The 23460-nt window shown below is 58.2% G+C and carries 11 protein-coding genes, 2 tRNA genes and 3 rRNA genes; all 16 read left to right on the top strand.

Going from position 1 to position 23460, the window contains the following annotated elements; genetic code table 11:
* The first annotated feature begins 390 nt into the window (after positions 1–390).
* Entirely contained in the window at positions 391–2115 is a 1725-nt protein-coding gene (locus BLR69_RS16790; RefSeq protein ID WP_038844180.1) for an acetolactate synthase 3 large subunit, read from the top strand.
* A gap of 2 nt (positions 2116–2117) precedes the next feature.
* Positions 2118–2609: an acetolactate synthase small subunit gene (gene ilvN, locus BLR69_RS16785; RefSeq protein ID WP_003176102.1), complete on the top strand. Its 492-nt coding sequence runs from the start codon at positions 2118–2120 to the stop codon at positions 2607–2609.
* Positions 2610–2656: 47 nt separating this feature from the next.
* Positions 2657–3673, top strand: a complete 1017-nt coding sequence (gene ilvC / locus BLR69_RS16780) for a ketol-acid reductoisomerase (protein ID WP_003176099.1) — start codon at positions 2657–2659, stop codon at positions 3671–3673.
* Positions 3674–3818: 145 nt separating this feature from the next.
* The gene (gene pssA / locus BLR69_RS16775) at positions 3819–4676 is read left to right on the top strand and encodes a CDP-diacylglycerol--serine O-phosphatidyltransferase (protein WP_058427621.1); all 858 of its coding nucleotides are present in this window, start codon (positions 3819–3821) and stop codon (positions 4674–4676) included.
* Between the two features lie 63 nt (positions 4677–4739).
* Positions 4740–5753 carry a protein-methionine-sulfoxide reductase catalytic subunit MsrP gene (gene msrP / locus BLR69_RS16770; RefSeq protein WP_071493536.1) on the top strand — a complete coding sequence of 338 codons (1014 nt, stop codon included), beginning with the start codon at positions 4740–4742 and terminating at the stop codon, positions 5751–5753.
* Positions 5753–6373, top strand: coding sequence for a protein-methionine-sulfoxide reductase heme-binding subunit MsrQ (msrQ, locus tag BLR69_RS16765; protein WP_071493535.1), 621 nt, complete (start codon positions 5753–5755; stop codon positions 6371–6373). Before msrP ends, msrQ begins: the two co-directional genes overlap by 1 nt.
* Positions 6374–6927: 554 nt before the next feature.
* Positions 6928–8464, top strand: a 16S ribosomal RNA gene (locus BLR69_RS16755).
* A gap of 82 nt (positions 8465–8546) precedes the next feature.
* Positions 8547–8623, top strand: a tRNA-Ile gene (locus BLR69_RS16750).
* Positions 8624–8653: 30 nt separating this feature from the next.
* Positions 8654–8729 (top strand) — tRNA-Ala (locus BLR69_RS16745).
* Between the two features lie 249 nt (positions 8730–8978).
* Positions 8979–11870: ribosomal RNA gene (locus tag BLR69_RS16740) — 23S ribosomal RNA — on the top strand.
* A 155-nt stretch (positions 11871–12025) separates the two neighbouring features.
* Positions 12026–12141: ribosomal RNA gene (gene rrf / locus BLR69_RS16735) — 5S ribosomal RNA — on the top strand.
* Together the 16S, 23S and 5S rRNA genes with 2 tRNA genes alongside form the textbook arrangement of a ribosomal RNA operon.
* Before the next feature lie 145 nt (positions 12142–12286).
* Positions 12287–15745, top strand: a complete 3459-nt coding sequence (gene recC, locus BLR69_RS16730) for an exodeoxyribonuclease V subunit gamma (RefSeq protein ID WP_071496329.1) — start codon at positions 12287–12289, stop codon at positions 15743–15745.
* The gene (recB, locus tag BLR69_RS16725; protein WP_071496330.1) at positions 15742–19416 is read left to right on the top strand and encodes an exodeoxyribonuclease V subunit beta; all 3675 of its coding nucleotides are present in this window, start codon (positions 15742–15744) and stop codon (positions 19414–19416) included. The genes recC and recB overlap by 4 nt, the downstream gene beginning before the upstream one ends.
* Complete coding sequence (recD, locus tag BLR69_RS16720) at positions 19413–21482, top strand: exodeoxyribonuclease V subunit alpha (RefSeq protein WP_076955186.1); 2070 nt, start codon at positions 19413–19415, stop codon at positions 21480–21482. Before recB ends, recD begins: the two co-directional genes overlap by 4 nt.
* 142 nt (positions 21483–21624) lie before the next feature.
* Positions 21625–22200, top strand: a complete 576-nt coding sequence (locus tag BLR69_RS16715) for a YfiR family protein (protein ID WP_071496331.1) — start codon at positions 21625–21627, stop codon at positions 22198–22200.
* Complete coding sequence (locus tag BLR69_RS16710; RefSeq protein WP_071496332.1) at positions 22197–23459, top strand: diguanylate cyclase domain-containing protein; 1263 nt, start codon at positions 22197–22199, stop codon at positions 23457–23459. The genes BLR69_RS16715 and BLR69_RS16710 overlap by 4 nt, the downstream gene beginning before the upstream one ends.
* Position 23460: the final 1 nt, after the last annotated feature.

Here is a 23460-nt window from a genome sequence, read left to right as displayed (position 1 = left end):
CTACCGCTTGACGACATTCAGGCGAGTTTTATCCCTCCTCAAAGCCCTTTCTTCTGCGTTCTCATGCGCTTAGTTGGAAAAAAGCGCAATTATTGCTTGACTTGAAGGGCCTGAAACAGAAGAATCCAAAGTCCGCTGTATCGGGACTGCCAGAAGCAGGCCCGCTCAGCAGATCATGAGGCGCATATCCGCGCCGACCTGTTACACCCGCAACGCGTTACCTCGCGCTGGGTGGGAAAAGCCCGCAACACTTGGGACGATCCCAATACTTGCTCAGTCAGTGCTGACGTAGTCGGCGACCACCGTCGCTCATGCTCTGTTGAGAAGTAAACCTATTAAGACCCGTCGGTTTTCAACGGACGGTATTCTGGCGTTTTAGAGGTGAACAACGTGGAGCTTTTATCTGGCGGTGAGATGCTCGTCCGCTTTTTGCGTGACGAAGGCGTCGACTATATCTACGGGTACCCAGGTGGTGCTCTGCTGCATGTCTACGACGCACTGTTCAAGGAACCGGCTGTTACCCACATCCTGGTTCGCCACGAACAGGCCGCGACCCATATGGCTGACGGTTACGCCCGTGCCACCGGTAAAGCCGGCGTGGTATTGGTAACGTCCGGCCCAGGCGCCACCAATGCCATTACCGGCATCGCGACTGCGTATATGGATTCCATCCCGATGGTGATCATTTCCGGCCAGGTGCCCAGCACTATGGTAGGGACGGATGCATTCCAGGAAACCGACATGATCGGTATCTCCCGGCCGATCGTGAAACACAGCTTCATGATCAAGCATCCTTCGGAAATCCCGGAAGTCATGAAAAAGGCGTTCTACCTCGCACAGTCCGGTCGTCCCGGACCAGTCGTGGTCGATATCCCCAAGGACATGACCAACCCGGCTGAAAAATTCGAATACATCTTCCCGAAGAAAGCCAAGCTGCGCTCCTACAGCCCGGCGGTTCGCGGGCACTCAGGGCAAATCCGCAAGGCGGCAGAAATGCTGTTGGCGGCCAAGCGCCCAGTGCTGTACTCGGGTGGTGGTGTGATCCTGGGCGGCGGTTCTGCACCGCTGACCGAACTGGCCAAGCTGCTCAACCTGCCGGTCACCAACACCTTGATGGGCCTCGGCGCCTTCCCGGGTACGGACCGCCAGTTCGTCGGCATGCTCGGCATGCACGGTAGCTACACCGCCAACCTGACCATGCACCATGCCGACGTGATCCTGGCCGTGGGCGCGCGGTTCGATGACCGTGTGATCAACGGCGCGAGCAAGTTCTGCCCGAATGCCAAGATCATCCATATCGACATCGACCCGGCGTCCATCTCCAAGACCATCAAGGCTGATGTGCCGATCGTAGGTCCTGTTGAAAGCGTGTTGACCGAAATGGTTGCCGCGCTCAAGGACATCGGTGAGACGCCGAACAAGGAATCCGTTGCCAGCTGGTGGAAGCAGATCGACGAATGGCGCGGTGATCGCGGCCTGTTCCCTTACGACAAGGGTGACGGCAGCATCATCAAGCCACAAACCGTGATCGAGACCCTGTGCGAAGTGACCAAGGGCGACGCCTTTGTGACCTCTGACGTGGGCCAACACCAGATGTTCGCGGCGCAGTACTACAAGTTCGACAAGCCTAACCGCTGGATCAACTCCGGTGGCCTGGGCACGATGGGCTTTGGTTTCCCTGCGGCCATGGGTGTGAAACTGAGCTTCCCGGACACAGACGTTGCGTGCGTCACCGGTGAGGGCAGCATCCAGATGAACATTCAGGAACTGTCGACGTGCCTGCAGTACGGCCTTCCGGTGAAGATCGTCTGCCTGAACAACGGCGTGCTGGGCATGGTTCGTCAATGGCAGGACATGAGCTACAACAGCCGTCACTCCCACTCCTACATGGAGTCGCTGCCGGATTTCGTCAAATTGGTTGAAGCCTATGGCCACGTCGGCATTCGCATCACCGATCTGAAAGATCTGAAGCCGAAGATGGAAGAGGCGTTCGCCATGAAGGACCGCCTGGTGTTCATCGATATTCAGGTGGATACCAGCGAGCACGTCTACCCGATGCAGATCAAAGACGGCTCTATGCGCGACATGTGGCTGAACAAGACGGAGCGTACTTAATCATGCGGCATATTATCTCCCTGCTTCTGGAGAACGAACCCGGCGCTCTGTCTCGTGTTGTCGGCCTGTTTTCGCAACGCAACTACAACATCGAAAGCCTGACCGTGGCCCCGACTGAAGACCCGACCCTGTCGCGCCTGACGTTGACCACCGTAGGCCACGATGAGGTGATCGAGCAGATCACCAAGAACCTCAACAAGCTGATCGAAGTGGTCAAGCTGGTCGACCTGTCGGAAAGTGCCCACATCGAGCGCGAGCTGATGCTGGTTAAAGTCAAGGCTACGGGTGCCCAACGTGCCGAGATCAAGCGCACGACCGACATTTATCGCGGGCAGATCGTCGATGTGAGCGCCAGCGTTTATACCGTTCAACTGACCGGTACGAGCGACAAACTGGACAGCTTCATCCAGTCGATCGGGACGGCCTCGATTCTGGAAACGGTACGCAGTGGTGTCACCGGGATTGCCCGTGGCGACAAAGTACTCAGCATCTAACCCAAATTAGCGAATGGCCCTACGGCCTGGATATATAGAGGAACCTCATGAAAGTTTATTACGATAAAGATTGTGACCTGTCGATCATCCAGGGCAAGAAAGTCGCCATCATCGGCTACGGTTCCCAGGGCCACGCTCAAGCGTGCAACCTGAAAGATTCCGGCGTTGACGTGACCGTTGGCCTGCGCAAAGGCTCGGCCACTGTTGCCAAGGCTGAAGCCCACGGCCTGAAAGTGACTGACGTTGCTTCCGCTGTTGCAGCTGCCGACCTGGTCATGATCCTGACCCCGGACGAGTTCCAGTCCGCGCTGTACAAGAACGAAATCGAGCCGAACATCAAGAAGGGCGCTACCCTGGCCTTCTCCCACGGTTTCGCGATCCACTACAACCAGGTTGTGCCACGCGCTGACCTGGACGTGATCATGATCGCGCCAAAAGCGCCGGGTCACACTGTACGTTCCGAGTTCGTCAAAGGTGGCGGTATTCCTGACCTGATCGCGATCTACCAGGACGCATCGGGCAACGCCAAGAACGTGGCACTGTCCTACGCCGCTGGCGTTGGTGGCGGTCGTACCGGCATCATCGAAACCACCTTCAAGGACGAGACTGAAACCGACCTGTTCGGCGAACAAGCCGTACTGTGCGGCGGTACCGTCGAGCTGGTTAAAGCGGGTTTCGAAACCCTGGTTGAAGCTGGCTACGCGCCGGAAATGGCCTACTTCGAATGCCTGCATGAACTGAAGCTGATCGTTGACCTCATGTACGAAGGCGGTATCGCCAACATGAACTACTCGATCTCCAACAACGCCGAATACGGCGAGTACGTGACTGGCCCGGAAGTGATCAACGCCGAGTCCCGTCAAGCCATGCGCAACGCCCTGAAACGTATTCAGGACGGCGAATACGCCAAAATGTTCATCAGCGAAGGCGCTACCGGCTACCCTTCGATGACTGCCAAGCGTCGTAACAACGCCGCTCACGGTATCGAAGTCATCGGTGAGCAGCTGCGCTCCATGATGCCGTGGATCGGTGCCAACAAGATCGTCGACAAAGCCAAGAACTAAGTCGTACGTATCAAGGGAAAACGCGGCCTAGGCCGCGTTTTTTCGTTTGGGCGGCGGGTTCTGGTATAAAGCTGCATCGTTTGCGGGCGAACACTGGCCGCAAGTTTCTGTCGAACTTTTTTCACACCGTTGCAAGGTAAAGTCCATGAGCGAACGTCCCGAAGAGCCAAGCCAGGCTCCTGACGCCGAAAGCCTGCTGCCGATCGATGAACATGTTGAGGAAGGGCATGACGCGGAAGGTCGCAAGGTCCGGCATCGTGGCATCTATCTTCTGCCCAACCTGTTTACCACGGCGAACCTGTTTGCCGGGTTCTACTCCATCATCAATTCCATGAGCGCGCAGAGTGCCCTGGCAGCGGGTGATGCGGCGAGCGCCAGCAAGTATTTCGGTTTTGCTGCCATCGCAATCTTCGTGGCCATGGTGCTAGACGGCCTTGATGGCCGTGTGGCGCGCATGACCAATACCCAGAGCGCATTCGGTGCCGAGTACGACTCGTTGTCGGACATGGTTGCGTTTGGCGTCGCCCCCGCATTGCTGGCGTTTGCCTGGGCGCTGGGTGATATGGGTAAGGTTGGCTGGATGGTTGCCTTCATCTATGTTGCCGGTGCTGCCTTGCGCCTGGCGCGCTTCAATACCCAGGTGGGGACTGCCGACAAGCGTTACTTCATCGGTCTGGCCAGCCCTGCTGCTGCGGGTGTGGTGGCGGGTATCGTCTGGGCCTTCAGTGATTACGGCATCCAGGGGTCGAAGATGTCGTTTCTGGTGGCCTTGATGGTGGCCGCTGCCGGCATGCTGATGGTCAGCAACATCAAGTACAACAGCTTCAAGGAACTGGACTTGAAGGGGCGTGTACCTTTCGTAGCGATTCTGGCAGTTGTGCTGGTGTTTGCCGTGGTGTTCAGTGATCCGCCGCGCATCCTGTTGCTGGCGTTCCTGGTGTACGCCGCTTCGGGGCCGGTTCAGTACTTGCTGCATCTGCGCCGGGACAAAACATTGCCTTAATGTAATTTCCCCCATACTCCGCAGTCTATTGGTGCATCAGTTCTCCAATGCTGCGGAGTTGCCATGTTAATCAAATTGCCTAAAGCGTCCGATTGCCAAGAGTCGGATGTCACTCCTGAATCCTTCTATCTCTCTCGCCGCAGTTTGCTCGGTGGTGCGCTTGCCGGTCTTGCAGCCAGCAGCTTGCCGCGTTGGGCCAGTGCCGATGAGGCTTCGCGTTATGCCGATGTCGAGGCGGGCAGGGCGCCAAGTTGGTTTGCCGACAAACTGCCAGGCACACAATGGCAGGCTGTCACGGTGAAGGACGAGGCGATCACGCCTTTCAAGGATGCCACGCACTACAACAACTTCTATGAGTTCGGTACAGGTAAGGGTGACCCGGCCACGAATGCCGGTTCACTCAAGACCGAGCCGTGGAGCGTTGTCATTGATGGCGAGGTTGCTAAGCCAGGACGTTATGCTCTGGAAGACTTCATGAAACCCTATCAACTGGAAGAGCGGATCTACCGTCTGCGCTGTGTCGAGGCATGGTCGATGGTTATTCCATGGATCGGTTTTCCCATCTCCGCGCTGCTCAAGCAAGTTGAGCCGACCTCCAAGGCCAAGTACATCCGTTTTGAAACCCTCCAGGATCCCAAGAGCATGCCGGGGCAGCGTTCGAGTTTCGGCTTGATCGATTGGCCTTATGTGGAGGGCTTGCGTCTGGATGAGGCGATGAATCCTTTGGCGATCCTTGCCGTGGGGATGTATGGGCGTGAATTACCTAACCAGAATGGCGCTCCGCTGCGCCTGGTGGTGCCTTGGAAGTATGGTTTCAAGAGTGTGAAATCCATTGTGCGGATCAGTCTTGTGAGCGAACAGCCGAAGACCACCTGGCAGAGTATTGCTGCAAACGAGTACGGGTTCTATGCGAATGTGAACCCGACGGTCGATCATCCCCGTTGGACTCAGGCGCGTGAGAGACGCCTGCCGAGTGGACTGTTCAGCCCCAACGTGCGTGAGACTCAGATGTTCAATGGTTATTCGGATGAGGTGGCCTCTCTTTATACCGATCTCGATCTGCGGAAGAATTACTGATGCGTTACCCGATCTGGCGCGTTGGCGTCTTTATAGCTGCGGCGATTTGGCCGCTGTTCTGGCTCTATGAAGCGTGGAGCTCTGTCCTGGGGCCGGATCCGGGCAAGGTGCTGGTCGATCGGCTGGGGCTTGGCACGTTGATCTTGTTGCTGATCACCCTGGCAATGACGCCGCTGCAGAAGCTCAGCGGCTGGGCCGGGTGGATAGCGGTGCGTCGACAATTGGGTCTGTGGTGCTTTGCCTACGTTGTTCTGCATCTGGCCGCTTATTGTGTGTTTGTGCTGGGGCTTGATTGGTCGCAATTGGGGGTGGAGCTGCGCAAGCGGCCTTACATTATTGTGGGTGCGTTGGGGTTCCTGTCGTTATTGGTGTTGGCGGTGACGTCGAATCGTTACTGTCAGCGTCGGCTGGGTAGTCGCTGGAAGAAACTGCATCGCTTGGTGTATGTAATTCTTGGGCTTGGTTTGCTGCATATGTTGTGGATCGTGCGAGCGGATCTGAAGGAATGGGCTGTCTATGCTTCTATAGGTGCGTTGCTGTTGATGCTGCGGATACCGGCTGTGATGCGGAGACTTCCACGCCTTATTGCGAAAAAACCACTTTCTGCAACAAAAGCGTAATTAAGGGTTGACGGCAGATTCTGGAAGTCTATAATTCGCTCCACTTCCGGCGCAGTCGAAACGGAAAACTCCTTGGTAAACAAAGAGTTACGCAGAATTCGACAGTGACTTGCTTCAGATCATCGAGGCCCAGAAGGAGTTGGTAGAGCAGTGTTGTTTGGCTCTATTAACGTTTCGATCCTCTCGGTCGAAAGCGGAGAAAAAGAGGTGTTGACAGCAGCGTGTAACGCTGTAGAATTCGCCTCCCGCTAACGAGAGATCGGAAGCGCAAGTGGTTGAAGTTGTTGAAGAAATCTTCGAAATCTTCGAAAACTTCTGAAAATAATCACTTGACAGCAAATGAGGCTGCTGTAGAATGCGCGCCTCGGTTGAGACGAAAGATCTTAACCAACCGCTCTTTAACAACTGAATCAAGCAATTCGTGTGGGTGCTTGTGGAGTCAGGCTGATAGTCAAAAAGATTATCAGCATCACAAGTTACTCCGCGAGAAATCAAAGATGTAACCAACGATTGCTGAGCCAAGTTTAGGGTTTCTTAAAAACCCAAAGATGTTTGAACTGAAGAGTTTGATCATGGCTCAGATTGAACGCTGGCGGCAGGCCTAACACATGCAAGTCGAGCGGTAGAGAGAAGCTTGCTTCTCTTGAGAGCGGCGGACGGGTGAGTAATGCCTAGGAATCTGCCTGGTAGTGGGGGATAACGTTCGGAAACGGACGCTAATACCGCATACGTCCTACGGGAGAAAGCAGGGGACCTTCGGGCCTTGCGCTATCAGATGAGCCTAGGTCGGATTAGCTAGTTGGTGAGGTAATGGCTCACCAAGGCGACGATCCGTAACTGGTCTGAGAGGATGATCAGTCACACTGGAACTGAGACACGGTCCAGACTCCTACGGGAGGCAGCAGTGGGGAATATTGGACAATGGGCGAAAGCCTGATCCAGCCATGCCGCGTGTGTGAAGAAGGTCTTCGGATTGTAAAGCACTTTAAGTTGGGAGGAAGGGTTGTAGATTAATACTCTGCAATTTTGACGTTACCGACAGAATAAGCACCGGCTAACTCTGTGCCAGCAGCCGCGGTAATACAGAGGGTGCAAGCGTTAATCGGAATTACTGGGCGTAAAGCGCGCGTAGGTGGTTTGTTAAGTTGGATGTGAAATCCCCGGGCTCAACCTGGGAACTGCATTCAAAACTGACTGACTAGAGTATGGTAGAGGGTGGTGGAATTTCCTGTGTAGCGGTGAAATGCGTAGATATAGGAAGGAACACCAGTGGCGAAGGCGACCACCTGGACTAATACTGACACTGAGGTGCGAAAGCGTGGGGAGCAAACAGGATTAGATACCCTGGTAGTCCACGCCGTAAACGATGTCAACTAGCCGTTGGAAGCCTTGAGCTTTTAGTGGCGCAGCTAACGCATTAAGTTGACCGCCTGGGGAGTACGGCCGCAAGGTTAAAACTCAAATGAATTGACGGGGGCCCGCACAAGCGGTGGAGCATGTGGTTTAATTCGAAGCAACGCGAAGAACCTTACCAGGCCTTGACATCCAATGAACTTTCTAGAGATAGATTGGTGCCTTCGGGAACATTGAGACAGGTGCTGCATGGCTGTCGTCAGCTCGTGTCGTGAGATGTTGGGTTAAGTCCCGTAACGAGCGCAACCCTTGTCCTTAGTTACCAGCACGTAATGGTGGGCACTCTAAGGAGACTGCCGGTGACAAACCGGAGGAAGGTGGGGATGACGTCAAGTCATCATGGCCCTTACGGCCTGGGCTACACACGTGCTACAATGGTCGGTACAGAGGGTTGCCAAGCCGCGAGGTGGAGCTAATCCCATAAAACCGATCGTAGTCCGGATCGCAGTCTGCAACTCGACTGCGTGAAGTCGGAATCGCTAGTAATCGCGAATCAGAATGTCGCGGTGAATACGTTCCCGGGCCTTGTACACACCGCCCGTCACACCATGGGAGTGGGTTGCACCAGAAGTAGCTAGTCTAACCTTCGGGAGGACGGTTACCACGGTGTGATTCATGACTGGGGTGAAGTCGTAACAAGGTAGCCGTAGGGGAACCTGCGGCTGGATCACCTCCTTAATCGACGACATCAGCTGCTCCATAAGTTCCCACACGAATTGCTTGATTCATTGAAGAAGACGATAAGAAGCAGCCCGAAATTGGGTCTGTAGCTCAGTTGGTTAGAGCGCACCCCTGATAAGGGTGAGGTCGGCAGTTCGAATCTGCCCAGACCCACCAATTTTGTGTGGGAAACGCCTGTAGAAATACGGGGCCATAGCTCAGCTGGGAGAGCGCCTGCCTTGCACGCAGGAGGTCAACGGTTCGATCCCGTTTGGCTCCACCACTACTGCTTCTGAAAGTTTTGAAAGCTTAGAAATGAGCATTCCACCAAGACGGTGATGAATGTTGATTTCTAGTCTTTGATTAGATCGTTCTTTAAAAATTTGGGTATGTGATAGAAAGATAGACTGAACGTTACTTTCACTGGTAACGGATCAGGCTAAGGTAAAATTTGTGAGTTCTCGTAATTGAGAAATTCGAATTTTCGGCGAATGTCGTCTTCACAGTATAACCAGATTGCTTGGGGTTATATGGTCAAGTGAAGAAGCGCATACGGTGGATGCCTTGGCAGTCAGAGGCGATGAAAGACGTGGTAGCCTGCGAAAAGCTTCGGGGAGTCGGCAAACAGACTTTGATCCGGAGATGTCTGAATGGGGGAACCCAGCCATCATAAGATGGTTATCTTGTACTGAATACATAGGTGCAAGAGGCGAACCAGGGGAACTGAAACATCTAAGTACCCTGAGGAAAAGAAATCAACCGAGATTCCCTTAGTAGTGGCGAGCGAACGGGGACTAGCCCTTAAGTGGCTTTGAGATTAGCGGAACGCTCTGGAAAGTGCGGCCATAGTGGGTGATAGCCCTGTACGCGAAAATCTCTTAGTCATGAAATCGAGTAGGACGGAGCACGAGAAACTTTGTCTGAATATGGGGGGACCATCCTCCAAGGCTAAATACTACTGACTGACCGATAGTGAACTAGTACCGTGAGGGAAAGGCGAAAAGAACCCCGGAGAGGGGAGTGAAATAGATCCTGAAACCGTATGCGTACAAGCAGTGGGAGCCTACTTTGTTAGGTGACTGCGTACCTTTTGTATAATGGGTCAGCGACTTATTTTCAGTGGCGAGCTTAACCGAATAGGGGAGGCGTAGCGAAAGCGAGTCTTAATAGGGCGTCTAGTCGCTGGGAATAGACCCGAAACCGGGCGATCTATCCATGGGCAGGTTGAAGGTTGGGTAACACTAACTGGAGGACCGAACCGACTACCGTTGAAAAGTTAGCGGATGACCTGTGGATCGGAGTGAAAGGCTAATCAAGCTCGGAGATAGCTGGTTCTCCTCGAAAGCTATTTAGGTAGCGCCTCATGTATCACTGTAGGGGGTAGAGCACTGTTTCGGCTAGGGGGTCATCCCGACTTACCAAACCGATGCAAACTCCGAATACCTACAAGTGCCGAGCATGGGAGACACACGGCGGGTGCTAACGTCCGTCGTGAAAAGGGAAACAACCCAGACCGTCAGCTAAGGTCCCAAAGTTATGGTTAAGTGGGAAACGATGTGGGAAGGCTTAGACAGCTAGGAGGTTGGCTTAGAAGCAGCCACCCTTTAAAGAAAGCGTAATAGCTCACTAGTCGAGTCGGCCTGCGCGGAAGATGTAACGGGGCTCAAACCATACACCGAAGCTACGGGTATCACGTAAGTGATGCGGTAGAGGAGCGTTCTGTAAGCCTGTGAAGGTGAGTTGAGAAGCTTGCTGGAGGTATCAGAAGTGCGAATGCTGACATGAGTAACGACAATGGGTGTGAAAAACACCCACGCCGAAAGACCAAGGTTTCCTGCGCAACGTTAATCGACGCAGGGTTAGTCGGTCCCTAAGGCGAGGCTGAAAAGCGTAGTCGATGGAAAACAGGTTAATATTCCTGTACTTCTGGTTATTGCGATGGAGGGACGGAGAAGGCTAGGCCAGCTTGGCGTTGGTTGTCCAAGTTTAAGGTGGTAGGCTGGAATCTTAGGTAAATCCGGGATTCTAAGGCCGAGAGCTGATGACGAGTTAACTTTTAGTTAACGAAGTGGTTGATGCCATGCTTCCAAGAAAAGCTTCTAAGCTTCAGGTAACCAGGAACCGTACCCCAAACCGACACAGGTGGTTGGGTAGAGAATACCAAGGCGCTTGAGAGAACTCGGGTGAAGGAACTAGGCAAAATGGCACCGTAACTTCGGGAGAAGGTGCGCCGGTGAGGGTGAAGGACTTGCTCCGTAAGCTCATGCCGGTCGAAGATACCAGGCCGCTGCGACTGTTTATTAAAAACACAGCACTCTGCAAACACGAAAGTGGACGTATAGGGTGTGACGCCTGCCCGGTGCCGGAAGGTTAATTGATGGGGTTAGCTAACGCGAAGCTCTTGATCGAAGCCCCGGTAAACGGCGGCCGTAACTATAACGGTCCTAAGGTAGCGAAATTCCTTGTCGGGTAAGTTCCGACCTGCACGAATGGCGTAACGATGGCGGCGCTGTCTCCACCCGAGACTCAGTGAAATTGAAATCGCTGTGAAGATGCAGTGTATCCGCGGCTAGACGGAAAGACCCCGTGAACCTTTACTATAGCTTTGCACTGGACTTTGAATTTGCTTGTGTAGGATAGGTGGGAGGCTTTGAAGCGTGGACGCCAGTTCGCGTGGAGCCATCCTTGAAATACCACCCTGGCAACTTTGAGGTTCTAACTCAGGTCCGTTATCCGGATCGAGGACAGTGTATGGTGGGTAGTTTGACTGGGGCGGTCTCCTCCTAAAGAGTAACGGAGGAGTACGAAGGTGCGCTCAGACCGGTCGGAAATCGGTCGTAGAGTATAAAGGCAAAAGCGCGCTTGACTGCGAGACAGACACGTCGAGCAGGTACGAAAGTAGGTCTTAGTGATCCGGTGGTTCTGTATGGAAGGGCCATCGCTCAACGGATAAAAGGTACTCCGGGGATAACAGGCTGATACCGCCCAAGAGTTCATATCGACGGCGGTGTTTGGCACCTCGATGTCGGCTCATCACATCCTGGGGCTGAAGCCGGTCCCAAGGGTATGGCTGTTCGCCATTTAAAGTGGTACGCGAGCTGGGTTTAGAACGTCGTGAGACAGTTCGGTCCCTATCTGCCGTGGACGTTTGAGATTTGAGAGGGGCTGCTCCTAGTACGAGAGGACCGGAGTGGACGAACCTCTGGTGTTCCGGTTGTCACGCCAGTGGCATTGCCGGGTAGCTATGTTCGGAATAGATAACCGCTGAAAGCATCTAAGCGGGAAACTAGCCTCAAGATGAGATCTCACTGGAACCTTGAGTTCCCTGAAGGGCCGTCGAAGACTACGACGTTGATAGGTTGGGTGTGTAAGCGCTGTGAGGCGTTGAGCTAACCAATACTAATTGCCCGTGAGGCTTGACCATATAACACCCAAGCAATTTGACTACTCTAACGAGCATCAGATTGCGGTGTGTGAAGACGAAATGAACCGAAAGTTCGACGCTCACAAAACACCGAAAGCTGTCACATACCCAATTTGCTGAAGCGAGGCATAAGCCACGACTCGGTACCCGAATTTCTTGACGACCATAGAGCATTGGAACCACCTGATCCCATCCCGAACTCAGTAGTGAAACGATGCATCGCCGATGGTAGTGTGGGGTTTCCCCATGTGAGAGTAGGTCATCGTCAAGATTAAATTCCAGAACCCCTGATTGCTAACGCAGTCAGGGGTTTTGTTTTGGGCGGTCGAAAAGACAGCTAACATCCCAAATCCGCCAATACCGGCCCACAGTGCTAAAGTCCCACCCTCGATTTTGCTTTTTCCAAGGAAGCCGTTATGCCGGATGCGACGTCCCTCAGTGCTGGATTCATGGTGGTTCACGGCAACCGCCTGGACGAACTGCGCAGCCTGGTGGTCAGCTGGATGCGCCGCTACCCGCTTACCCCGCTGGAAAACGAAATCGCCCTGGTACAAAGCAACGGCATCGCCCAGTGGCTCAAGTTGGCTTTGGCAGAAGATCCGGAAGACGACGACATGGGTGGTTGCGGCATCGCCGCGGCAATCGATGTGCAGCTCCCCGGCAGCTTCATGTGGCAGCTCTACCGTATGGTTCTGGGCCGTGACGAAATTCCGCCCAAGTCCCTGCTCGATAAAGCCCCACTGACTTGGCGCCTGATGCGCCTGCTCCCGGAGCTTATCGATCAACCGCACTTCGAACCGCTGCAGCGCTTCCTCACCCACGACACCGATCTGCGCAAACGCTATCAACTCGCCGAGCGCCTGGCTGACCTGTTCGACCAATATCAGGTCTATCGTGCGGACTGGCTTGAAGACTGGGCCGCCGGCCGCCACCAACTGCGCAACGGTCGAGGCGAATCCAGACCCCTCAATCCGGCCAACTGCTGGCAAGCCGAACTATGGCGCGCATTGCTGCTGGATGTAGGTGAAGAAGGCATGGCCGAAAGCCGCGCCGGTGTTCACCAACGCTTTATCGAGCGCATCAATACACTGGAAAAAGCGCCCGCAGGTCTTCCATCCCGAGTCATCGTTTTCGGCATCTCCTCGTTGCCAGCACAGGCGCTTGAAGCTCTCGCCGGGCTCGCGCGATTCAGCCAAGTCCTGCTCTGCGTGCACAACCCATGCCGTCACCATTGGTCCGACATCGTTGCCGACAAAGACCTGCTGCGTAACGAATACAAGCGCCAGGCGCGCAAGACCGGCATGCCGGTCGCCATCGACCCGCAAGCCCTGCACCAGCACGCCCATCCGCTCCTGGCCGCGTGGGGCAAACAAGGGCGCGACTACATCAGCCTGTTGGACAGCTACGACGACCCCAATAGCTACCGCGCCGCGTTCCGCGATGGCCGTATCGACCTGTTCAGCGACAGCGAACCCACCACGCTGCTCAACCAACTCCAGGACGATATCCTCGAACTTCGACCGCTGAACGAAACCCGTACGCGCTGGGACGAAGGCGTCGATCTGCAACAAGACACCTCCATCCGCTTCCACATCGCCCACAGCGCCCAACGCGAAGTGGAAATCCTCCACGATCAACTGCTCCAACGCTTCAGCGCCGATCCCACATTGCGCCCTCGGGACATCATCGTCATGGTCCCGGACGTCGACAGTTACGCCCCACATATTCGCGCCGTGTTCGGCCAGTTGGAGCGAAGCGACCCACGCTTTATCCCCTTCACCCTGACCGACCAAGGCCAACGTGGCCGCGACCCTTTGCTGATTGCCGTCGAACACCTGCTGAAACTCCCCGACAGCCGCTTCCCCGTCAGCGAAATCCTCGACCTGCTCGACGTTCCAGCCCTGCGCGAACGCTTCGCCATCAAGGAGCGCGACCTGCCCACGTTGCACCGCTGGATCGAAGGCGCCGGCATCCGCTGGGGGCTCAACGCCGAGCAACGTGCCGGCCTCGGCCTGCCAACGGAGCTGGAACAAAACAGTTGGCGTTTCGGCTTGCGCCGCATGTTACTCGGTTACGCTGTAGGCACCGGCGCAGCGTGCGACGGTATCGAGCCTTACGACGAAATCGGTGGACTCGACGCTGTCCTGATCGGCCCGTTGGTCGCCTTGCTCGACGCACTCAACGATGCGCACCAAGCCCTGTCGCAACCCGCTCCCGCCAAGGAGTGGGGTGAACGCCTGCAACGCTTGATGCAACTGTTTTTCCTGCCGAGTAGCGAACACGACGACTATCTGTTGGGCCAACTCGAACAACTCAGAGAAACCTGGCTGGAAACCTGCGAGTCCGTTGGCCTGTACGACGACTTACCCCTGACCGTAGTCCGTGAAGCCTGGTTGGCGGGTTTGGATCAAGGGCGCCTGTCCCAACGCTTCCTCGCCGGGGCTGTCAATTTCTGCACACTGATGCCCATGCGTGCAATTCCCTTCAAGCTGGTGTGCCTGCTCGGTATGAACGACGGCGATTACCCGCGCGCGCAACCCCCGCTGGACTTCGACCTGATGGGCAGTGACTACCGCCCCGGCGATCGTTCACGCCGCGAAGACGACCGCTACCTGCTGCTCGAAGCGCTGCTTTCAGCCCGTGACCAGCTCTATATCAGCTGGGTTGGCCGTAGCATTCGCGACAACAGTGATCGCCCAGCCTCGGTGTTGATCGGCCAACTGCGTGACCATCTGGCCAGTGGCTGGCACTCCACTGACAGTGACGAGCCGCTGATCGATGCCATGACCCAAGAGCACCCACTGCAACCATTCAGCGCTCGCTACTTCCATGAGGGCGATGCGCTGTTCAGCTACGCGCGCGAATGGCAGTTGCTCCACGAAGCATCCGATACCACCCTGACAGAACACGACGACCTGGCGCCCCATCAACAAGACGAGCCCCTGAGCCTCGGCCAGCTACAAGACTTCCTGCGCAACCCCGTCAAACACTTCTTCAGCCAACGTCTGAAAGTGTACTTTGAGGCCGCCGAAGTGCCGTTGGCCGATGAAGAACCCTTTGTGCTCGACGCACTGCAACGCTACAGCCTGAGTGATAGCCTGCTCAGTGCCGCACTCACCCAGCCCGATCACCTCGACCAGGCCCTGAACGCTCAAGCCCTGCGCCTACAAGGCAGCGGCCTGCTGCCCATGGTCGGTTTCGGCGAGTGCCTGCGCAACGAACTGATCGAACCCTTGCCTGGCCTGCTGCAACGCTACCAGCAATTACTGGCCCTCTGGCCCACCCCGCACCCCGGTGCCGAACCGATCAGTTTTGAGCATCATGGGATTCAGTTGGAAGGCTGGATCAGCGGGCTGCATCGACGCAGTGATGGCGGGTTGCTGAGCGTCACCACCATCCCCAACAGCATCGATTCGATCAAGACCCGCAAGTGGCATCGACTGATTCGGCCCTGGGTCAATCACGTAGTGGCCTGCGCCTGCGGCCTGCCGCTAAGCACCGGCTTGGTGGCCAGCGACGACACCTTGCTGCTGCCACCGCTGGATCGAGCCAATGCCCAGGAAATCCTCGGCAACCTGCTGCTGGCCTGGCATACAGGGATGAGCAAACCGCTGCCCCTTGCCGTCAAAACCGCGTTTGCGTGGCTCGGCCAAACCGATCCGGCCAAGGCCGAAGCGGCTGCGAGTAAAGCCTATGAAGGTGACGGGCTCAATAACGAAGGCGAGCGCCGCGAAACCCCAGCACTCACCCGGCAATTCCCGGACTACGCCACACTCATTGCCAGCGAAGAGTTCGAAGGGTGGTGCGAAACCCTGTATCGCCCGCTGCTCAATGCCCCTTGGCGATCACTCGCAGGCGAGGAGGCCGGCGCATGAACAGCAAACCCTTGGCCCTGGCCTTCCCGCTCAAAGGCAGCCAGCTGATTGAAGCCAGCGCCGGCACCGGCAAGACCTTTACCATCTCCGCCCTCTACCTGCGCCTGGTCCTCGGCCACGGTGGCGATGAATCAGGCTTTGACCGCGAACTGTTGCCGCCGCAAATCCTGGTAGTGACCTTCACCGATGCTGCCACCAAAGAACTGCGCGAACGCATCCGCATCCGCCTGGCTGAAGCAGCCCGCTTCTTCCGCGAAGAAATTGAACAGCCCGACGCTCTGATCGCCGATCTACGCGACGAATATCCGCTCGAACAATGGCCCGCCTGCGCCAACCGCCTGGACATCGCTGCGCAATGGATGGACGAAGCCGCCGTTTCGACCATCCACAGTTGGTGCCAGCGCATGCTGCGCGAGCACGCCTTCGACAGTGGCAGCCTGTTTACCCAGACCCTGGAAACCGACCACAGCGACCTGCTCGGCGAGGTGCTGCGCGACTACTGGCGGCTGTTCTGCTACCCGATGCACGACGATGCGCTCAACTGGGTGCGCAACAACTGGGGCGGGCCCGCCGCGTTGATGCCACGGGTACGTGCGCTGTTCGGCAGCGAACGGCCCGCCGATGAGACCCGCGAGCCCGCCGAGCTGATCAACGCCTGCCTGCAAGAACGCCGTGAAGCGCTGGTACAACTGAAGGCGCCGTGGCAGCAATGGGCCGCCGAGCTACGTGATATCTGCCTGCAAGCCGTGGCGGCCAAAGCCGTCGATGGTCGCAAGATGCAAGCCCGCTACTTCGAACCCTGGTTCGAGAAGATCAGCGCCTGGGCTGCTGACGACACCCTCGAACAACTCGATATCGGCACCGGCTTCACTCGCCTGACACCCGACGGCATGGCCGAAGCCTGGAAGGGCGAGCCGCCGCGGCATCCCGGTATCGACGCGATGGCCGGCCTCAAGGCTGCCCTGGATGCCTTGCCGACGCCAGACGCCGCCGTGCTGCAGCACGCGGCGGGTTGGGTTGGTAAACGCTTCGAAGAGGAAAAGCGTCGACGCGCCGAAATGGGCTTCGACGACATGCTCATCCGCCTCAACGCCGCCCTGCAAGCCGACGGCGGCGAACGCCTGGCGAGTGTGATCCGCGAGCAATTCCCGGTGGCCCTGATCGACGAATTCCAGGACACCGACCCGGTGCAATACAGCATCTTCGACAGCATCTACCGCATCGAAGAAAACTACCTCGACAGCGGCCTGTTCCTGATCGGCGACCCCAAGCAGGCGATCTACGCCTTCCGTGGCGCCGACATCTACACCTACCTGCGCGCCCGCCAGTCCACCACCGGTCGCCATCACACCCTGGGTACCAACTTCCGCTCCAGCCATGCGATGGTCGAGGCGGTGAACCATGTGTTCCAGCGTGCGGAAACGGGCCGGGGTGCGTTCCTGTTCCGCGAGCCGGATGGCGAAAACCCCGTGCCGTTCCATTCGGTGCTGTCCCAGGGCCGCAAGGAACACTTGCAGGTCAACGGGCAAACGCTGCCGGCATTGAACCTCTGGCACTTGCCCACCGATCAACCGATTTCCAACGTGCTGTATCGCCAGCAACTGGCGGCGGCCTGCGCCACGCACATTGTTGAATTGCTCAACGGCGGGCAGCAAGGCACTGCCGGTTTCCTGCAACCGGACGCGAGCTTCAAAGGCGTGCTGCCGTCAAACATTGCCATCCTGGTGCGCGACGGCAAGGAAGCCCAGGCGGTGCGCGCCGAACTGGCCGCCCGAGGTGTGCGCAGTGTTTACCTGTCCGACAAAGATTCGGTCTTCGCCGCCCAGGAAGCCCACGACCTGCTGGCCTGGCTCAAGGCCTGCGCCGAACCGGACGTGGAGCGCCCGCTGCGTGCCGCGTTGGCCTGCGTCACCCTGAACCTGTCTTTGCCGGAACTGGAGCGTCTGAACCAGGACGAACTCGCGTGGGAAAGCCGCGTCATGCAGTTCCGTGGCTACCGCGCAATCTGGCGCACCCAAGGCGTGCTGCCGATGCTGCGGCGCCTGCTGCACGACTTCAAACTGCCGCAAACCCTGATCGCGCGCAGTGATGGCGAGCGGGTGCTGACCAACCTGCTGCACCTCAGCGAACTGCTGCAACAGGCTGCATCGGAACTGGACGGTGAACAGGCGCTGATCCGCCACTTGGCCGAACACCTGGCGCTCTCGGGCCAGGCAGGCGAGGAACAGATCTTGCGCCTGGAAAGTGATGAGCAACTGGTCAAAGTGGTGACTATCCACAAGTCCAAGGGCCTGGAATACGATCTGGTTTTCCTGCCATTCATTTGCTCAGCCAAACCCGTGGATGGCAGCCGCTTACCCCTTCACTACCACGATGAACACGGCAAATCCCAGGTCAGCCTACGCCCAACGCCCGAGTTGATCGCCAAGGCCGACAACGAGCGCCTCGCCGAAGACCTGCGTCTGTTCTACGTCGCCCTGACCCGCGCTAAACATGCGTGTTGGCTGGGCATCGCCGACCTCAAGCGCGGCAATAGCAATAGCTCCGTACTGCACCTTTCGGCACTGGGCTATTTGCTTGGCGCAGGAGCATCGCTGGGAGAGTCCGCCGGTTTGGCGCGCTGGCTCTTGGACCTTCAAGAGGGTTGCACGGCAATCAACTACGCCCAAGTACCCGAAGCGCAAGACATCGTCTTCCACCCACCGCGCAACCAAGCCACGCTGCGTGCGCCCCTGCTGCCCAAGCGCAAGGCGGCGGAAAACTGGTGGATTGCCTCTTACAGCGCCTTGCGCATCGGCGACAGCATGAGCGCTGTCACGCTCGAAGCGCCGGAGAACCCGCAGGCCCAGAAGCTGTTCGATGACGAACGCCTCGACCCCGACGCACCCCGCGAAGTGGCGGCATCTGGCGGCGACATTCACCGTTTCCCACGCGGTCCCAACCCCGGGACCTTCCTCCACGGTCTGCTGGAGTGGGCCGGGGAGGAGGGCTTCAACGTCACACCCGAGGCCATCGAAAAGTCCGTGGGCGCCCGCTGCAATCGGCGCAACTGGGAAGGCTGGATCATCACCCTGAGCAGTTGGCTCGGCCACCTGCTGCAAACGCCATTGCCGGTGGAAAACGGTCACGTTTCCCTCAGCGGGTTGCAGCAGTACCAGATCGAGATGGAGTTCTGGTTCGCCAGCCACAAAGTCGACGTACTCGCCCTCGACAAGCTTGTATGCCAATACACCCACAACGGCGTCTCCCGCGTTGCCGCCGAACCGGTGTTGCTCAACGGTATGTTCAAGGGCTTTATCGATTTGACCTTCGAATACGGCGGCCGCTATTACGTGGCCGATTACAAATCCAATTGGCTCGGCCCCGACGATTCCGCCTACACACCGGACGCCATGGAACAGTCGATCCTTGAGCATCGGTACGACCTGCAATACGTACTTTACCTGCTGGCCCTGCACCGCCAACTCAAGGCGCGCCTGCCGGACTACGACTACGACCGCCATGTCGGTGGTGCGCTGTACATTTTCCTGCGTGGCACGCAGTCGGCGAGCCAAGGTGCGTATTTCACTCGACCGGCGCGGGAACTGATCGAAAGCCTGGACCTGCTGTTCCAGGGCAAGCCTATCCCGCCCAAGGTTGAGCCCGCCTGGGAACAAGGAGTGCTGTTATGAGCCTGTCGCCGTTACCGCTGGAGGCGCTGACGCCCCTCTGCCACGCCGCCGACCTGGTGCAATTGCTGGAGCGTTGGGTGGATCGCGGCTGGTTGCGTGCCCTGGACAAAGCCTTCGTCGGCTTCCTGCACGAACTTGACCCACAGGCTGACCCGCTGGTGCTGCTGGCCGCCGCGCTGACCAGCCATCAATTGGGTCATGGTCACGTCTGCCTCGACCTGTTCGAGACCCTCAAGGCGCCGGACTTCGCCCTGTCGTTGCCGCCTGAAGGCGACTTGCAAACCGGCGCCATGCTGCTGCCGTCGCAGTTGCTTGACGGCCTCGACGGCGTGCACTGGTGCCACGCGCTGGCTGCCAGCCACCTGGTCGCGCTGGCCGTCGATGGCAGCGAGTCCGCCCAAAGCCGCCCGTTGGTCCTGTCCGGCAAACGCCTGTACCTGCGCCGCTACTGGACCTACGAGCGGCGCATCGATACCGCCTTGCGTCTACGCCTCGCCACCCAGGAAAACGTCGCCGCCGATTTGCCGCAGCGCCTGAACAGTTTGTTCGACCAGGCGCCGCCGGACGGCGTGATCGACTGGCAAAAACTCGCCTGCGCCCTGGCCACTCGCGGTGCATTCAGCATCGTCACCGGTGGCCCCGGCACCGGCAAGACCACCACCGTGGTGCGCCTGCTCGCGTTGCTGCAGGCGCCGGCCGTTGAGGCCGGCAGCCCGTTGCGCATTCGCCTGGCCGCGCCTACCGGTAAGGCCGCCGCACGCCTCACCGAGTCCATCAGCCAGCAAGTGCTGTCGCTGAAAGTGCCGGACAGTGTGAAGGAAAAAATCCCGACCCAGGTCACCACCGTCCATCGTCTGTTGGGCAGCCGCCCGGGCACGCGGCACTTCCGCCACCACATCGGTAATCCGCTGCCTTTGGATGTGCTGGTGGTGGACGAAGCCTCGATGATCGACCTGGAAATGATGGCAAACCTGCTCGACGCCTTGCCGCCCCATGCACGCCTGGTGCTGCTGGGCGACAAGGACCAACTCGCGTCGGTAGAGGCGGGCGCCGTCCTCGGTGACTTGTGCCGCGATGCCGAAGCCGGCTTCTACGGCGCCGAGACCCGCCAATGGCTGCAAGCTGTCAGTGGCGAAGACCTCAGCGCCAGTGGTCTGCAGGAAGACCTCGACGGCAGTCATCCTTTAGCCCAACAAGTGGTGATGCTGCGTTACTCGCGGCGTTTCGGCGAGGGCAGTGGCATCGGCCAACTGGCGCGTTGGGTCAACCAGCAAAATGCCGAAGAGGCGCGCAAGCTGCTGGCGGCGCGCAGTCACAGTGATCTGTTCTGCATCAGCCTCCAAGGCGAGCACGATCATGCGCTGGAGCGCCTGGTGCTGGACGGGCAGGGTGATGGTGCCCACGGTTATCGCTATTACCTCAACCTGCTGCAAAGCGCCCGCCCGTCACTTGATACCCCGCGGGAAAGCGACGCCTGGACCCACTGGGCGCAACAACTGCTGCACGCCTTTGATGCGTTCCAACTGCTCTGCGCGGTCCGCAAAGGCCCCTGGGGTGTGGAAGGCCTGAACCTGCGCATCACCGCCGCCCTGCGCAAGGTGCGTTTGATCGAAGGCGACGAGCAGTGGTACGAAGGCCGCCCGGTACTCATGACCCGCAACGACTACGGCCTAGGCCTGATGAACGGCGATATCGGCATCGCGCTGAAATTGCCCGAAAGCGACGGCGGCCCCCAGGTGTTGCGCGTTGCCTTCCCACGCAACGACGGCCAGGGCGGTGTGCGATTCGTGCTGCCTAGCCGTCTGAACGATGTGGAAACCGTTTACGCCATGACCGTGCACAAATCCCAGGGCTCCGAGTTCACCCACACCGCATTGATCCTGCCGGATGCGTTGAACCCGGTTCTGACCAAAGAATTGATCTATACCGGCATTACCCGGGCCAAGCGCTGGTTCAGCCTGATCGAGCCCCGAGGCGGCGTGTTTGAAGAGGCGGTCAGGCGCAAGGTCAAGCGCTTGAGTGGGCTGATGCTGGAATTGGGCCACGAACCGGAAAAAACTGACTGACAGGTCATGCCATTTTTCTGATTCAGTCGACTGATTTTTCTGGAAAAATAGCGGCCCCCGCGAAGACCTACTCTTCGCGGGGTTTTGCGCCGCTGTGCTATCGTTGCGGCATCATCTAAAAAACACCTGAGAGAATCGCTGCATGAACGTGGCTGTCTCGCCCACAGAGCGCAGTTTGAGCTGGAGACGCCTGCTGCTGGTGGCGATGCTGTGTGTGCTCGCGCCACACACCTTCGCCCAGGCGCCCGACCCCGCAGGCCTCGCCGCCCAGCGCGCCCAGTCGGTCACCCAAGTGGTACTCGGTATCCTCAGTTATGCACGTTGGCCGGTCGAACCTGCGCAATTGCGCCTGTGCATCGTCGGCCCCACCCAATACACCGACGACCTGATCAAAGGCACCACCCAGGCCACCGGTCGTCCGGTGGTGGTGCAGCGCCTGCTGGCCAACCATCCCGATATCGTCAACGCGTGCGATGCGGTGTACATCGGCAAGCTCAGTGTCGATGAGCGTAGCCAGTTGTTCACCTCCTTGATCGGTTACCCGGTGCTCAGCATCAGCGAAGGCGGCGACCAGTGCACCGTGGGCAGCCTGTTCTGCCTGCGGGTGAGTGATGAGCAAGTGTCCTTCGAGGTCAACCTCGACTCCGTCGCCCGCAGCGGCGTGCGCATTCACCCAAGCGTGCTGCAGTTGTCCCGTCGCCGAGCGCCAGCATCATGACAGCCGTCAAAGCGCGGCCGACCCTGCGTTCCGTCATAGGCCGGGGGCACTTGATCCTGGCGTTGGTGGCGGTGACGCTGGCGAGCGTCTCACTGACCCTGCTTGGCGTACTGGCGCTGCGAGTCTACGCCGAGCACAACCTGCACTTGATCGCGCGCTCCATCAACTACACCGTCGAAGCGGCGGTGGTGTTCAACGACAGCGCGGCAGCCACCGAAGCGCTCAGCCTGATCGCTTCCACCGAAGAAGTGGCCCAGGCCGAAGTCTTCGACGCCAATGGCAAGTTGCTGGCGCAGTGGATACGTCCGGATACCGGCATGCTCTCGCGAGTTGAACTGGAACTGGCGCACACCCTGCTCGAACAACCCATCAGCCAGTCGATCCTCCACCAAGGGCGAGTCATCGGCAGCACTCACCTCACCGGTCACGGCGGTAGCCTCTTGCGCTTCCTGCTCAGCGGCCTGGCCGGGATCCTCATCTGCACCGCGCTCAGCGCGTGGATCGCCTTGCACTTGGCGCGACGCCTGCTGCGCGGCATCACCGGCCCACTGCAAAGCCTCGCCGCCGTGGCCCACGCCGCCCGTAGCGAGCGCGACTTCGACCGCCGCGTACCCCCGGCAAAAATCGCCGAACTCGACAGCCTGGGCAGTGACTTCAACGCCTTGCTTGGCGAAATGGAAGCCTGGCAGAGCCACCTGCAAAGCGAGAACGAATCCCTTGCCCACCAGGCCAACCACGACAGCCTCACCGGCCTGCCCAATCGTGCGTTCTTCGAAGGCCGTTTGATCCGCGCCCTGCGCAGTGCGGCCAAGGCCAAGGAGAAGGTCGCGGTGTTGTACCTCGACAGCGACCGTTTCAAAGAGATCAACGACAGCTTTGGGCACGCCGCCGGCGACGCCGTCCTCGTCGCCGTCGCCGAGCGCGTGCGTGCGCAATTGCGTGAAGACGACCTGGTGGCGCGCCTGGGCGGCGATGAGTTCGCCATCCTGCTGGCGCCATTGCACAAGGCAGAAGATGCCGAGCGAATTGCCGACAAGATCATCGCCAGCATGGACCTGCCCATCCCCGTGCCGGGCAACACGCAGGTATTGACCTCCCTCAGTATCGGCATCGCCCTCTACCCCGATCATGGCGCCACGCCTGGCACCTTGCTCAATGCCGCCGATGCGGCGATGTACCAGGCCAAACGTTTGTCTTCGGGCGGCCAGCAAACGGCGGAGTCGGAGAACCCCGTCGTCAACGTTCAACACAGGAGTTGAC

The organism is Pseudomonas azotoformans, from assembly GCF_900103345.1.
GTDB classification, from domain to species: Bacteria; Pseudomonadota; Gammaproteobacteria; order Pseudomonadales; family Pseudomonadaceae; genus Aquipseudomonas; species Aquipseudomonas azotoformans.
The sequence above is the reverse complement of the archived record's forward strand: the minus strand, read 5'-3'. Positions and strand labels throughout refer to the sequence as shown.

What these genes read in the sequence shown, in the direction of transcription:
- ilvN (WP_003176102.1), top strand. Translation starts at nt 2,118, where the DNA reads ATGCGGCATATTATCTCCCTGCTTCTGGAGAACGAACCCGGCGCTCTG.
- ilvC (WP_003176099.1), top strand. Translation starts at nt 2,657, where the DNA reads ATGAAAGTTTATTACGATAAAGATTGTGACCTGTCGATCATCCAGGGC.
- pssA (WP_058427621.1), top strand. Translation starts at nt 3,819, where the DNA reads ATGAGCGAACGTCCCGAAGAGCCAAGCCAGGCTCCTGACGCCGAAAGC.
- msrP (WP_071493536.1), top strand. Translation starts at nt 4,740, where the DNA reads ATGTTAATCAAATTGCCTAAAGCGTCCGATTGCCAAGAGTCGGATGTC.
- msrQ (WP_071493535.1), top strand. Translation starts at nt 5,753, where the DNA reads ATGCGTTACCCGATCTGGCGCGTTGGCGTCTTTATAGCTGCGGCGATT.
- recC (WP_071496329.1), top strand. Translation starts at nt 12,287, where the DNA reads ATGCCGGATGCGACGTCCCTCAGTGCTGGATTCATGGTGGTTCACGGC.
- recB (WP_071496330.1), top strand. Translation starts at nt 15,742, where the DNA reads ATGAACAGCAAACCCTTGGCCCTGGCCTTCCCGCTCAAAGGCAGCCAG.
- recD (WP_076955186.1), top strand. Translation starts at nt 19,413, where the DNA reads ATGAGCCTGTCGCCGTTACCGCTGGAGGCGCTGACGCCCCTCTGCCAC.
- BLR69_RS16715 (WP_071496331.1), top strand. Translation starts at nt 21,625, where the DNA reads ATGAACGTGGCTGTCTCGCCCACAGAGCGCAGTTTGAGCTGGAGACGC.
- BLR69_RS16710 (WP_071496332.1), top strand. Translation starts at nt 22,197, where the DNA reads ATGACAGCCGTCAAAGCGCGGCCGACCCTGCGTTCCGTCATAGGCCGG.